The organism is Streptosporangium carneum (assembly GCF_027922005.1).
Classification (GTDB): Bacteria; Actinomycetota; Actinomycetes; order Streptosporangiales; family Streptosporangiaceae; genus Streptosporangium; species Streptosporangium carneum.
Map to the genome: position 1 here is coordinate 216,778 of NZ_BSEV01000001.1, position 12,884 is coordinate 229,661.

General features: G+C 70.3%; 10 protein-coding genes. 4 read left to right on the forward strand and 6 right to left on the reverse strand.

Going from position 1 to position 12,884, the window contains the following annotated elements:
- Positions 1-118: 118 nt before the first annotated feature.
- Both PKF00_RS00975 and PKF00_RS00980 read right to left on the reverse strand, forming a co-directional pair.
- Positions 119-688 (reverse strand): NADPH-dependent FMN reductase, encoded by a 570-nt coding sequence (locus PKF00_RS00975; RefSeq protein WP_271215388.1) that lies wholly within the window; start codon positions 686-688, stop codon positions 119-121.
- Positions 689-784: 96 nt separating this feature from the next.
- The gene (locus PKF00_RS00980; protein ID WP_271215389.1) at positions 785-1,288 is read right to left on the reverse strand and encodes a GNAT family N-acetyltransferase; all 504 of its coding nucleotides are present in this window, start codon (positions 1,286-1,288) and stop codon (positions 785-787) included.
- A gap of 323 nt (positions 1,289-1,611) precedes the next feature.
- On the opposite strand from PKF00_RS00980, the gene PKF00_RS00985 reads away from it, so the two are divergent.
- From PKF00_RS00985 to PKF00_RS00995, 3 genes are all read left to right on the forward strand, one after another.
- Positions 1,612-2,931 carry an LCP family protein gene (locus PKF00_RS00985; RefSeq protein WP_271215390.1) on the forward strand — a complete coding sequence of 440 codons (1,320 nt, stop codon included), beginning with the start codon at positions 1,612-1,614 and terminating at the stop codon, positions 2,929-2,931.
- A 27-nt stretch (positions 2,932-2,958) separates the two neighbouring features.
- Positions 2,959-5,763 carry a helix-turn-helix transcriptional regulator gene (locus PKF00_RS00990; RefSeq protein WP_271215391.1) on the forward strand — a complete coding sequence of 935 codons (2,805 nt, stop codon included), beginning with the start codon at positions 2,959-2,961 and terminating at the stop codon, positions 5,761-5,763.
- A 159-nt stretch (positions 5,764-5,922) separates the two neighbouring features.
- Complete coding sequence (locus PKF00_RS00995) at positions 5,923-7,233, forward strand: sensor histidine kinase (protein ID WP_271215392.1); 1,311 nt, start codon at positions 5,923-5,925, stop codon at positions 7,231-7,233.
- A 76-nt stretch (positions 7,234-7,309) separates the two neighbouring features.
- Here PKF00_RS00995 and PKF00_RS01000 read toward each other — a convergent pair whose 3' ends face one another.
- Positions 7,310-8,428 carry a peptidoglycan-binding protein gene (locus tag PKF00_RS01000; RefSeq protein ID WP_271215393.1) on the reverse strand — a complete coding sequence of 373 codons (1,119 nt, stop codon included), beginning with the start codon at positions 8,426-8,428 and terminating at the stop codon, positions 7,310-7,312.
- 102 nt (positions 8,429-8,530) lie between these two features.
- On the opposite strand from PKF00_RS01000, the gene PKF00_RS01005 reads away from it, so the two are divergent.
- A complete protein-coding gene (locus PKF00_RS01005; protein ID WP_271215394.1) occupies positions 8,531-9,535 on the forward strand; it encodes a GlxA family transcriptional regulator in 1,005 nt (334 codons plus the stop codon).
- Here PKF00_RS01005 and PKF00_RS01010 read toward each other — a convergent pair.
- The 3 genes from PKF00_RS01010 to PKF00_RS01020 all read right to left on the reverse strand — a co-directional run bounded on the left by PKF00_RS01010 (position 9,507) and on the right by PKF00_RS01020 (position 12,813).
- Positions 9,507-9,875: an ArsR/SmtB family transcription factor gene (locus PKF00_RS01010; RefSeq protein ID WP_271215395.1), complete on the reverse strand. Its 369-nt coding sequence runs from the start codon at positions 9,873-9,875 to the stop codon at positions 9,507-9,509. The two genes, PKF00_RS01005 and PKF00_RS01010, sit on opposite strands and share 29 nt — an antisense overlap.
- 342 nt (positions 9,876-10,217) lie before the next feature.
- Positions 10,218-11,690 (reverse strand): MFS transporter, encoded by a 1,473-nt coding sequence (locus PKF00_RS01015; protein WP_271215396.1) that lies wholly within the window; start codon positions 11,688-11,690, stop codon positions 10,218-10,220.
- A gap of 577 nt (positions 11,691-12,267) precedes the next feature.
- A complete protein-coding gene (locus PKF00_RS01020) occupies positions 12,268-12,813 on the reverse strand; it encodes a GNAT family N-acetyltransferase (RefSeq protein WP_271215397.1) in 546 nt (181 codons plus the stop codon).
- Between the last annotated feature and the right edge of the window lie 71 nt (positions 12,814-12,884).

Genomic DNA, 12,884 nt, shown 5'->3' on the forward strand with positions numbered 1-12,884 from the left:
CGGACCTTCCCCGTCCCGGGACTCCGCGCTCCAGGCTCCACGTCCCGGGGGCCGCGTCCCAGGCTCCACGTCCCGGGATCCGCGTCCCAGGGGCCGTGTCCCGGGATCCGTGTTCCGGTCAGGGTGTGTACGGCCTGGCGGCACGCCCCTGGCTCAGGGTGGTCGCCCACCAGATGAGCTGGTCGAGCATGACCTTGGCCGCGCCGTTCGCACCGTCCGGCTCGGTCAGTCTCCCCTTCTCGTCGAACTGCGTGGGCGTCTGGTGGAAGCTCACGGTGTCCCGCAGGGTCATCACGTGCAGCTCGGCGAAGACCAGACGGAGCTGTTCCACCGCACGCAGGCCTCCGGAGCGGCCGCCGTACGAGACGAACCCCACCGGTTTCGCCGCCCACTCGTGGCGGACCGCGTCGACGGCCAGTTTCAGGCAGGCGGGGTAGGCGTGGTTGTACTCCGGAGTGATCACCACGAAGCCGTCGGCCGCGGCGATCCTGGCCGCGAGTGCGCGGGCCTCCTCACCGGGGCCGTCCGCGTTTCCTGACTGGATCGGGGGAAGCGGGGTGCGGCTCAGGTCCATCACGTCCAGGCGCAGGTCGGGCCGCTGTCCGGCCTGGTCGAGGAACCATCGGCCGATCATCGCGCCGACGCCGCCCTCTCTGGGGCTTGCGATGATCACTAGGATGTCCGGCACGATGGCCTCCCTGGTCGACGGCTCGTATGACCACCGTGCAACCTCAAGCGCACTTGAGGTCAAACCCCCGTGCGCGCCAAGGGCGTGGGCCGGGCGTCAGCCGGGCAGCCGCAGCTCGAGGACCTGTCCCGGCCACTCGCCGACCTTGAAGGGTTCGGTCCTGGTGAACCCCTGACTCTCGTAGTACTCCACGAGACGGCCGTCGTCACCGGCGTAGCAGTCGACCCTGAGGAGCGCGACTCCCCGCCCGGCCGCCTCGGCCCTGGCGTGCCCGAGCAGGGCGGAGCCCACACCGTGGCCGCGGAAGCGCTGATCGATGACCAGGCCCTGGACGTACAGCTCGGGCTCCCGCGCCGGGGGCACGTAGTCCACGGCAGCCCCGAGCACGGCGCATCCGGCGGGCTCCCCGTCGACCTCGGCGATCCACATGCCGCCGGAGGCCGCCCACTCGGTGACGCGCTCGACGCGGGCGGGGTCGGCGGAGAACGGCCGGCTGCCCCACTGACCGGTACGGCCCCGCGCCGCCAGCCACGCGACGGCGCTGTCGAACATGCCCAGCACGACGGAGACGTCGTCGGAACTTCCCTTTCGGATCACCATCGGCGGATGGTAACGGAGCAGGACACCGGGGGACCAGCCGATTCCACGCCCTTCTTCCAGCCACACAGGCCTTCCGGCCGCACAGGCAGCTTCTGGCCGCACAGGCAGACACACCGACTGATTCGCGGTTCTTATCCCACCCTTATGGAGGATTAGTACACTCGGCGACGGCCGGAAACCGGCTCCCCGGTCACGGGTGCACGCCCTGACCCACTTTCCACAGGAGTCACGTGAGTAGCGGGTTGACCGAGGCGCCTGCGAAGCCGGAGGGCCAGGCCCGACCCCGGCGGCGCCGTAGATGGCTGTGGTGGCTCGTGTCCGCGGTGACCATCGTCGTCCTCCTGGTGGCGGCCACGGTGACGGGCGCGTACTTCAAGCTGAGCGGGAACGTCAAGCACATCGACGTGCCCACGGAGGACCTGGGCGCCCGCCCCGTCAAGGTCGCGACCAAGGCGCTGAACGTCCTGGTCGTCGGGTCGGACCAGCGCGGCGGCAAGAACGCCAAGTACGGCAGGTTCCCCGGCGAGCGGACCGACACGATCATGCTCGCGCACATCTCGCCGAAGCGGGACAACGCCATGGTCGTCAGCTTCCCCAGGGACTCGATGGTCCAGTTGCCCGAGTGCCGGGCCAGGCAGGGGCTGGCGGGCCAGCAGGCGCACCTGGGCATGATCAACGAGTCGTTCAACTCGGGCGGGATCGCCTGCACCTGGAAGACTGTCGAGGCGCTCACCGGCATCCACATCGACCACTTCGTGAAAGTCGACTTCACCGGCTTCAAGGGCATGGTCGACGCGGTCGGCGGGGTCGAGGTCTGCGTTCCGGAGCCGATCAACGACAAGAAGGCCCTGCTCACCCTGCCCGCGGGCAAGCAGACGCTCAAGGGCGAGCAGGCGCTGGGCTACGTCAGGGCGCGCTACAGCCTGGGCGACGGCTCGGACATCGGACGCATCCAGCGCCAGCAGATGTTCATCGCCTCGATGGTCAAGAAGGTGATGAGCGGCGAGACGCTCACCGACCCGACCAAGCTCTTCGGTTTCCTCGACGCGGCCACCAAGTCGGTCACCACCGACCCCGGGCTCACCCCGGGAGTCATGAAGGACCTGGCCACCAGCGCCGAGGGGCTGGCCGCCGGGCAGATCCACTTCATCACCACCCCGTGGAGATACTCCGTCACCTACCCGGGGCGGGTCGAGTGGGTCCAGCCGCAGAGCAGGAAGCTCTTCCAGATCGTCGCCAGGGACATCGCGGTCGCCGGCTCCGGGGTCAAGGGCGGCCAGTCCAAGGTGCCCAGGTCGAAGATCCAGGTCGAGGTGCGAAACGGGACGGCACGCAGCGGGCTCGGCTCGCTGGTGGCCGTGCAGCTCGAGGAGCGGGGCTACCACATCGCCAAGATCGGCGACGCGCCGCACAAGCCGTACCCGAAGACCACGATCGCCTACTCCCCGAAGGGCGCTCCCGGAGCGCCCACCCTCTCCCGCGACGTACTCAAGTCCTCGGGCAGGCTCGTCCAGCGGGCGGTCACGCCCAGGCTCATCCTGACCGTCGGCGACGACTGGCAGGGCCTCAAGCCGCTGAAGCAGGACGACGTCGACAGCCTGAAGGGGTTCGACGCCACCCACGACTCCTGCGCGGGCACCTGATCGTCGGGGTTGAGTAGGGTTCGAGGCATGTTGCACGGGCGGACCGCCGAACAGGCCGTGATCGATCGCCTGCTGTCGGAGGCCCGCGCGGGCCGCAGCGGCGCCCTGCTCGTACGAGGCGAGCCGGGCATCGGCAAGACGGCGCTGCTGGACTACGCCGCCGCGGGGGACATGCGGGTGATCCGCGGCACCGGCGTCGAGTCGGAGGCGGAGCTGCCGTTCGCCGGGCTCCACCTGCTGCTGCGCCCCGTGCTCGACCGGGTGAGCGCCCTGCCGGAGCAGCAGGAGCGGGCCCTGCGGGCCGCCTTCGGACTGGCGTCGGCGCAGGCGGGCGACCGGTTGCTGGTCGGTCTCGCGGTGCTCTCCCTGCTGTCCGAACTCGCCGAGGACGGCCCGTTGCTGGTGCTGGTCGACGACGCCCAGTGGCTCGACCGGGCCTCGACCGACGCGCTGCTGTTCGCGGCGCGGCGGCTGGACGCCGAAGGGGTCGCGCTGATCCTCGCCGCGCGCGAGCCGTTCACCGCGCAGGGCGTCGCCGAGCTGCCGGTGAAGGGGCTCGACGCCACGGCGGCCTCCGCGCTTCTCGGCCCCGGCGTCGACCCCGTCGTGCGCTACCGCGTGCTGGCCGAGGCGCGGGGCAACCCGCTCGCCCTGATCGAGCTGCCGACGGCCGCCCCCGGCGACGGTACGGCGCTGCCGCTCACCAGCCGGGTCCAGGAGGCCTTCCTCGGGCAGGTGAGACGGCTTCCAGAAGCCACCCAGGGACTGCTGGCCGTGGCCTCGGCCGAGGACACCGGCGACCTGGGGGTCGTGCTGCGGGCGGCGGCCGGGTTCGGGGACTTCCTCGAGGACCTCCACCCCGCGGAGAGCGCGGACCTGGTCAGGGTCGACGCGGGGACGGTGACCTTCCGGCACCCTCTGGTCAGGGCGGCCGTCTACCAGGGGATCCCGCCCAGCCTCCGCCTGGCCGTGCACAGGGCGCTGGCCGACGCGCTGGAGGGGCAGGACGAGGCCGACCGGCGCGCCTGGCATCTGGCCATGGCCGCGACCGGGCCCGACGAGGAGGTCGCCGCCGAGCTGGAACGCACCGCGGCGCGGGCGAGCGACCGCAGCGGTTACGCCGCGGCGGCCACCGCCTACGAACGGGCGGCCCGGCTCAGCGCTCGCCCGGAGAGCCAGGCGCGACGACTGACGCTGGCGGCCGAGACGGCGGCGTGGGCCGGCGAGCTGGACCGGGCGGGGGCGCTCGCCGAACAGGGCGCCAGGCGACTCGCCGCGCTCGCCGGAAAGACGGGGGGACAGCTCGCCGGAAAGGCAGGGGAACAGCTCGTCGAAAAGGCGGGGGGACAGCTCGCCGGAAGGGCGGGGGGACAGGCGGATGACGGCGGAGAGCTGACCGGCGACGGCGACGAGCGGGCGGCGCTCGGTGCTCGGCTGACGCATGTCCGCGCGACGGCCGACTTCCTTCAGGGCGCGCCACACGCCGCCTGCGAGGCGCTGCTCGACGGGGCGGAGACCGCGAGCGCCCCCCGGGCGGCGCGCATGCTTCTGCAGGCGCTGCACAGCGCCTGGTACCTCGGCGCGCCCGAGCTCGAGCGCGCCGTCGCCAGGCTCGGCGCGCTGTCCCTGCCCGCCGAGGATCCGCTGACGCCGGTCGTCGCGTTCGTCACGACGACGCTGTCGCGGAACCAGCGGAACCAGGGGACGCCCCCACCGGCACGGACGTCCTCCTCGAACGCCCAGACGCCGCCGTCGCTGACGGAGGTGATCGCCGAGGCCAGGAGGGCGGGTGCGGACAGCCCGCGTGACCTGGTCCAGGCCTGCGGGGTCGGGCTGGCGGCCGGGCAGGACGAGGAGGTCCACGAGACCGCCAGGTCGCTGCTGGCCGAGGCCAGGACGCTGGGCAGCGTCGGGGTGCTGCCGACGCTGTTGTTCTTCCTCGCGGAGACCGAGCTGTTCGGCGGACGTCACCGCGACGCGCTGGCCACCGCCACGGAAGGCCTGCGCATCGCACGGGACACCGGGCAGCTGCAGTGGGCCGGGCAGATGAGCGCCTTCCTCGCCTACCTCGCCGCGGTCGAGGGCGACGAGGAGCGCTGCCGAGAACTCGTGGACGAGGCGCTCGCCGAGGGCTTCGCGGGAAGCGGGTGGACGACGTGGGCGCTGGGCGTCCTCGACCTCGGGCACGGACGAATCGAGGCCGCGCTGTCCCGCCTCGAACCGATGGCGGGCGGATACCAGATCTCCGAGACGCGCTGCGTGCCCGACCTGGTGGAGGCCGCGGTACGGCTCGGCTCCCCCGAACGCGCGGCCGAAGCCTTCGCCCACTACCGGAAGTGGGCCGACGGCACGCGGCGGCCGTGGGCGGCGGCCCTGGTGCTGCGCTGCCGGGCCCTGCTCGAAGAGTCGGAGGAGCACTTCGTCGAGGCGCTGCGACTGGACGGGCGGCCCTTCGAACGGGCCAGGACCGAGCTGCTCTACGGGGAGTGGCTGCGCCGTACCAGGAGGAAGGCTGACGCCCGCGCCCACCTGCGCGCCGCGCTGGAGACCTTCGAGCGACTCGAGGCCGCGCCGTGGGCGGGACGCGCGCGTGCCGAGCTGAACGCCACGGGATCAGCCGCTCCGGTGACGGCGGCCCCCGGCGCGCTGGCCCTGCTCACCCCGCAGGAGCTGCAGATCGTACGGCTGGCCGCACAGGGACTGTCGAACCGGGACATCGCCGCCCAGCTGTTCCTCAGCCCGCGCACGGTCGGCCACCACCTCTACAAGGCGTATCCCAAGCTCGGAGTCGCCTCGCGCGGCGAGCTGGGCTCGATCGCCCTGTCCGACTGAGGCGACACGTCAAACTAAAAGGACATAAGAGCTTATTCCACCTTTGCTTACCGATGAGGACACGCGCTCTATAAAGAGGTGAAGGGTCTTTCGGGGGGAACGGTGGTCTCATGGCAAGGGCCTCGCTCGATCCAGGCCCGAGCGACGCTCACCACAGTCATGATCTTCGCGGTGGTGCTGGGAATCGGCTCGTTCGCGACGTCACTGGCCGTGCGCACCAGGGTCCAGGAGCAGACCGTCCACACCTTGTCCCAGGCCGCCCGGCAGGCCTATGAGATCAACCGCAGGTTGCACAGCGACCTCCTCCCCACCCAGCAGGTCAGCCGCCTGCAGGTCGTCACCCGCGACGGCCGGGTCGCCGCGGCCAGCCCGATGATGCAGGGACGGCCCGCGCTCAGCGACGTGTGGCCTGCCGAGGACGACCCCCGGGTGGTGACCAGATCCTGCACGGCCGTCCCCGGAGACGAGCAGTCGTGCTTCATCATCGTGGGCCTACAGGACAGCGCGTCCTCCTTCGGCGACGTCATGGTCTACGCGGCGACGCCCGAACCCCCGTTGCTCACCGGTCACTCCCTGGAGATCGGCCTGGTCGGCTTCTCCGTCGCGATCCTCGCCCTGCTCGGCTGGGGCACCTGGCGGGCGGTCGGCCGGACCCTGGAGCCGGTGGAACAGATCCGCAGGGAGATGTCCGAGATAACCGCCTCCGACCTCAGCCGCCGGATGCCCGTGAGCGACGAAGAGAACGAGATGTCCGAGCTCACCAGGACCATCAACGCGACCCTCGAACGCCTGGAGAGGGCGGTGGAGCATCAGCGCCGTTTCGCCGCCGACGCCTCGCACGAGCTGCGCACCCCGCTGACCGGACTGCGCACCAAGCTCGAACTGGCGCTCGTCGATCCCGAGGCCGAGGATCCGGTCGCGACGATACGGTCGGTGCTGGACGACGCGGATCGCCTCCAGGCCATCGTGAACGACCTTCTTCTGCTCGCCCGCCTCGACGCGGGGGTGAGCACGGAGGACGAGCCGATCGACCTCGCCGAGCTCGTCGCAGGCGAGGTGGGACGACGCCCCTCCCGACACGAGATCCGCACGCACCTCACCCCCGACGTGATGGTCAGAGGCGACAGGCTCCAGCTGTGCCGGCTGCTGACCAACCTCCTGGCCAACGCCGACCGGCACGCGGCGAACAAGGTCGCGATCCGTGTCGACAGGGAGGGCAACGACGCCGTCGTGGAGATCTCCGACGACGGGCTCGGCATCCCGACCGAGGAACGTGAGCGGATCTTCCAGCGGTTCACCCGCCTGGACTCCGCGCGCAGTCGCGACGCCGGAGGGACCGGCCTCGGCCTGCCCATCGCCAGGGACATCGCCTCGGCGCACCGGGGCATCCTGTACGCCACCGACAGTGCGAACGGCCCCGGCGCCCGGCTGGTCCTCAGACTGCCGCTGGCCACCGTCATGCGCACGTGAACCGGCACGCGCGCCTGTCACGCCGAACCTCTCAGACGTCACACCGGATCTCAGAGGTCACGTCGGACCTCGGACGTCACACCGGATCTCGGACGTCATGCCGGACATGGACCGGATCGCCCACCCGCACCAGCTGGAAGAGCCGCTCGGCGACATGTGAGGGAACCCGGACGCACCCGGACGTGGAGGTGTCCGCCGGAGCCGGGGCCTGGGCCGCGGGCGCGGCAGAGCTCGCGGGCCTGCCTACGGGAGAGGCAGTGGGACGGACCACGGGAGAGACGGTGGGGCGCGCCGTGGAGGAACCAGTGGGACGAACGGTGAGGGAAGGGACAGGACGCACGGAAGGAACAGGACGCGCGGAAAGAGAAGGGCGCACGGAAGAAGGGGGGCGTGCGGAGAGAGCAGGACGCACGGAAGAGGCAGGGCGCGTGGAAGAAGGGGGGCGCACGGCGGAAGGAGCGGTGGAAGCGGTGGGGCGCGCCGAAGGGAAGACGGGGACTCCCTCCTTCAGCCAACGCACCGGCTTGACAGGGAGACGCGCCTCGACGCCGCTCAGCGCGCCTCCACGCACACCGACCTGCGTGCCTTCGCCCACACCGGCCTGCGCACCGCCTTGCACGCCGCCTTTGGCGTCGTCACCGAGAACCGGCCAGGAGTCGCGTTCGAAGGAGAACGTCTCGTACATCGACGCCAACGGGTCTCCGCCGGAGAGCGGAGCACGCTCGGCGACGCCGAAGTCGCCCTCCGGGGTGATCGCCGTCGAGCTGCGGCCGTACCGGCAGAAGTACGGTCCGTCACCGGTGAAGACGTAGGAGATCAGCGCTGGACGCTGGTTCTGGTAGACGGTGAGAAGCTGGCGGTCCAGGTCGATCTCCACCCGCCGGTCCCCTCCCGAGGGAACGAGCGGCGGCAGTGCGCGCGGGTGCGCGAGAGCCCGCCAGGTCTTCCGGTCGACTTTGTCCTCGGGCATGAGGCCCTGCGACTTCTGGAAGGCCCAGACGGCGGCCTGAGTCTCCATGCCGTAGTAGCCGTTCACCAGCCCCGGCAGGAAGTTCAGCTTCTGCAGCCTGCGCTGCAGTCGCTCGACGGGCTTGGCGTAGTCGCCTGGACGAAGCTGCCTGTCGGTCGGCGGCGGAGCCGCGAATCCCAGAACGCCGAAGGAGAGAACGATCGTCCCCGCCAAATACTTGATCACATGGCGATAGGTACCCCCACGACCGGGGACAGCCATGACATCGCGCGCAAAGAATCACCCAGCCAGAGTTGGCCTGAACTCATCATGTGCAAGGATCAGGTCATGCACAGAGTCGTCGTACTCGCCCTGGACGGTGTCATCCCGTTCGAGCTCGGCATCCCCTCCCGAATCTTCGCAATGGCGAAGGGACCGGCCGGCGAGCACCTGTACGAGGTCGTCACCTGCACCGTGGACGGCGGCCCCGTCAGCACCGAGGCCGATTTCTCGATCTCGGTCGATCACGGAGCCGAGGCCCTGGCCACGGCGGACACCGTGGTGATTCCCGCGACCCACAAGCTCGGCCCGATCTACCGGGAGGGACGGCTTCCGCAGCCGCTGGCGGAGGCGTTCGCCCACATCAGGCCGGGCACCCGCCTGGTCTCGATCTGCACCGCCGCCTACGTGCTCGCGGCGGCCGGACTGCTCGACGGCCGTCCCGCGACCACGCACTGGAGCAGAACGGATCTGTTCCAGAAGCTGTTTCCCCAGGTCAAGCTCAATCCCGACGTGTTGTTCGTCGACGACGGAGACGTGCTCACCTCGGCGGGCGTGGCCGCCGGGATCGACCTCTGCCTGCACATCGTCCGCCGCGACCACGGCAGCGAGGTGGCCAACAGTGTGGCCAGGCGCTGCGTCGTCCCGCCGTGGCGAGACGGAGGGCAGGCCCAGTTCATCGAACGCCCGATCCCCGAGCAGTCCACGGCGACCACCGCCGCGACCAGGGCCTGGGCGCTGGAGCGCCTCAACCTGCCGCTTCCCCTCACCGAGCTGGCCGCCCACGCCCGGATGAGCCGCCGCACCTTCACCCGCCGCTTCCGCGACGAGGTGGGCGTCAGTCCTGGCCAGTGGCTCATCCTGCAGCGGGTCGAGCTCGCCCGTCGCCTTCTGGAGACCAGCGACCTCCCCGTGGACGGCGTCGCCATCGAGGCCGGATTCGGCACCGCCGCCTCACTGCGGCAGCATCTGCAGACGGCCATCGGCGTCTCGCCGATGGCGTACCGCCGTACGTTCAAACCGGCGGCTGAGGTCGCGCCGCCGGTCAGCCGTGCCGCAGGTGCTCGCGACTGAGGTCGAGCAGCATCCGGACGTGGACGTCGGCGAGGCGATAGTAGATCATCCGCCCCGCCCTGCGACTGGACACGATGCCTGCGGTCCGCAGCAGTCTGAGCGCGTGCGACACCGCCGTGTCGCTGACCTCGACCGTCTCCGTGAGGTCGTAGACGCAGAGCTCACCCGCCTCGAGCAGGGCGTACAGGAGCTGGGCCCGGGTCGGATCGCCCAGCAGCCGGAACAGCTCGGCGAGCTGGGTGGCCTCCTGCGGGGTGACGAGCCGATCCTGTGTCACCGCCGCCCCGGCCTCGTCAGGGTCCATGGGAGTGCGTATGTCGAGAGCGGTGGCGACATCCATGGGCGAACTCCTGAACAGATGCTCAAATGATAATCACTATCATATCAAGTTCTCCGGCTTGGGTTATGGAATGTTGTGTACCCAAAGTTATGGAACATGCGTCCCCCGAGCGCTCCCGACACCCAGGCGGCGCATCCACAACACGCCTTGACCACCGTCTTTCTCCGCCATCCGCCGTCATCCTCCCTGATCCGCCGTCGCCGTCCGCCGGGGGCGCGCCACGGGTCGAACCCGTGGCGCGTCTGACCATCACATCCCTGATCGCGCCCCCGGCCTCAGCGGCGACGGCCTCCTGACCGCGCCCCTGAGCACGACCCTGAGCACCGCCGGCGTCAACGGGCCCTACGTGGCCGGAGCGGCACTCGTCGAAGCGGCACTCGCCGGGGTGGCGCTCAGCGGTTCCGCGATGTCCTCCAGGCTCTTGCCCTCCGCCTTGACGCCGAGGAACACCTCGACCAGGCCTGCGGCGATCATGAGAACCGCGCCGATGCAGAAGGCCAGCGCTGTGTCTCCGGGCCTGCCGCTCTCCACGAGGTTGGCGAAGACCAGCGGGCCCGCGATGCCGCCGACGAAGGTGCCGATCGCGTAGAAGAACGCGATGGCCATGGCCCGCGTCTCCATCGGGAAGATCTCACTGACGGTCAGGTAGGCCGCGCTCGCTCCCGCCGAGGCGAAGAAGAGCACCACGCACCAGCAGGCGGTCAGCGTGAAGGCGGTCAACACGCCCTGGTTGAACAGCCAGGCCGTACCGAGCAGCAGCAACCCCGAACCGATGTAGGTGGCGGAGATCATGGGCACGCGGCCGACGGTGTCGAACAGGTGCCCGAGCAGCAGGGGACCGAGGAAGTTGCCGATCGCGATGACGGCGAAGAAGTAGCCGGTGTTCGTGTCGACCTTGAAGAAGGTCGACAGGATCTGGGCGTACCCGAAGGTGATGGCGTTGTAGAGGAACGCCTGCCCGATGAAGAGTGAGAAGCCGAGGATCGTGCGCTTGGGGTAGCGGGCGACCATGGTGTGCGCGATCCGTCCGAAGCCGATCGACTGGCGCTGATGGATGGTCATCGACTGCGAGGGCTCCTCGAGCCGGACGTCCTTCTCCTGCTCGATCCGCCCCTCGATGTCGTCGACCAGTTTCTCCGCCTCCTGGTCACGGCCGTGAATGAACAGCCAGCGCGGGCTCTCCGGCACGTGCCGCCGGACGAGCAGGATGCCCAGGCCGAGCACCACGCCGAGACCGAACGCGATGCGCCAGCCCACGTTCACCGCGAAACTGTTCAGCAGCGGCACGGTCAGCAGGGCGCCGCCCGCCGCCCCGAGCCAGTAGCTGCCGTTGATGACGATGTCGATGCGGCCACGGTGACGGCTCGGGATGAGCTCGTCGATGGCCGAGTTGATCGCCGCGTACTCGCCGCCGATGCCGAACCCGGTCAGGAACCGGAACAGGAAGAACCACCACGCGGAGAACGACAACGCGGTCGCGGCGGTGGCGATCAGGTAGACGATCATCGTGATGATGAACAGCTTCTTGCGGCCGAACCTGTCGGTGAGCCAGCCGAAGAACAGCGCCCCGAGACAGGCTCCGGCCACGTAGAGGGCCGCCGCCGTACCGGCCACCTGGGTCTGGGTGATCTCCAGGCCGCTGCCCGGCTTGGCGAGCTGGGCGGAGAGGTTACCGATGATCGTCACTTCGAGGCCGTCGAGGATCCACACGGTTCCGAGGCCGATGATGATCATCCAGTGCCATCGTGACCATGGCAACCGGTCCAACCTCGCGGGGACCTTCGTGGTCACCGTCCCCGTCTCAACGTCACTCATGACGCCACCGGCTACCCCGGAGCGATCACCCCATTCCCGCCCACCCCCTTCTCCCACGTCACCCCGCCCCTCCCCCTACCTCCCCACCCTCACCGCCCCTTCGCGAGCCTCCCCACCCCTCGCCGCCCCTTCCCGAACCCCCACATGGCGATCCCCTGAACACCCCCTCCGCACCACCCCGAACGCCTCCCGCCAAGACCCTCCTCATCACCCCGAAGGCCTCCCGCCAACACCCTCCGCACCACCCTGAAGGCCTCCCGCCGACACCCCCCACACCACCCTGAAGGCCTCCCGCCGACACCCCCCACACCACCCTGAAGGCCTCCCGCCGACACCCCCCACACCACCCGAACGCGCACCCCACCGCCTCTCTCACCGCCTCTCTCTCGGGGCTCCTCCACGGCGCCGGTACGGCGAGCGGCGACATCGACCTGATCGGCGCCGATGAGCGGCGAGCGACCCGGTGAACCCGTCCAGCCGCGACACAGGCCATCGGGTCGTACGGCGGAAGGCACGGCGAACCGCAGGTCGGGCGAGGGCGACAGCGGCCTGACACACCGCTGCCGCCCTCACGGAATCACCGCCGGGACAGGTCCGACGCCTCGTCCGGCCTCGTGTCCGGCCTCACGGCGTCGAACCGGACCACCTGCCCGTCACCGTTCCGGCGACGCAGCCTGGCCTTCTCCAGCACGCGGACCGAGGCCGGGTTGGACAACTCCACGTTCGCGTACACCTCGTGCACACCGGGTGCGGTGAAGGCGAAGGCGACGATCGCCCGGGCGGCCTCAGGGGCATAGCCGCGTCCCCGCCGGGACGGCACGATGCCGTACCCGAACTCCAGGGCCTCCTCGGCGGGCGGCCAGAACAGGCCGACAGCGCCGACCACCAGGCCGCTCTCCCGCTCGACGACCTGGCGCTGGCCGTACTCGTTGCGGGCGTCCGGCTGCTCGGCGACGAACCCGGCGATGACACGGTCCCCCTCGGCGGGGAAGTCGTCGGCCCAGTGCGCCAACCGGCCGCCGTCGACAACGGCGGCGATCTCGTCATCGGACCACGGCCGCAGCACGAGGCGGTCAGTGATCAGATCCGTACCGGCAAGGGAGAAGGAAAAAGAAGAAGACACGCGACACTCCTGGTCGTTCGAACGACCCGGGCCGCGCCTCTAGGCTCGCGCGACCCGGACAAGGGCATGAC

What these genes read in the sequence shown, in the direction of transcription:
- PKF00_RS00980 (WP_271215389.1), bottom strand. Translation starts at nt 1,288, where the DNA reads ATGGTGATCCGAAAGGGAAGTTCCGACGACGTCTCCGTCGTGCTGGGC.
- PKF00_RS00990 (WP_271215391.1), top strand. Translation starts at nt 2,959, where the DNA reads ATGTTGCACGGGCGGACCGCCGAACAGGCCGTGATCGATCGCCTGCTG.
- PKF00_RS00995 (WP_271215392.1), top strand. Translation starts at nt 5,923, where the DNA reads ATGATCTTCGCGGTGGTGCTGGGAATCGGCTCGTTCGCGACGTCACTG.
- PKF00_RS01005 (WP_271215394.1), top strand. Translation starts at nt 8,531, where the DNA reads ATGCACAGAGTCGTCGTACTCGCCCTGGACGGTGTCATCCCGTTCGAG.
- PKF00_RS01010 (WP_271215395.1), bottom strand. Translation starts at nt 9,875, where the DNA reads ATGGATGTCGCCACCGCTCTCGACATACGCACTCCCATGGACCCTGAC.
- PKF00_RS01015 (WP_271215396.1), bottom strand. Translation starts at nt 11,690, where the DNA reads ATGAGTGACGTTGAGACGGGGACGGTGACCACGAAGGTCCCCGCGAGG.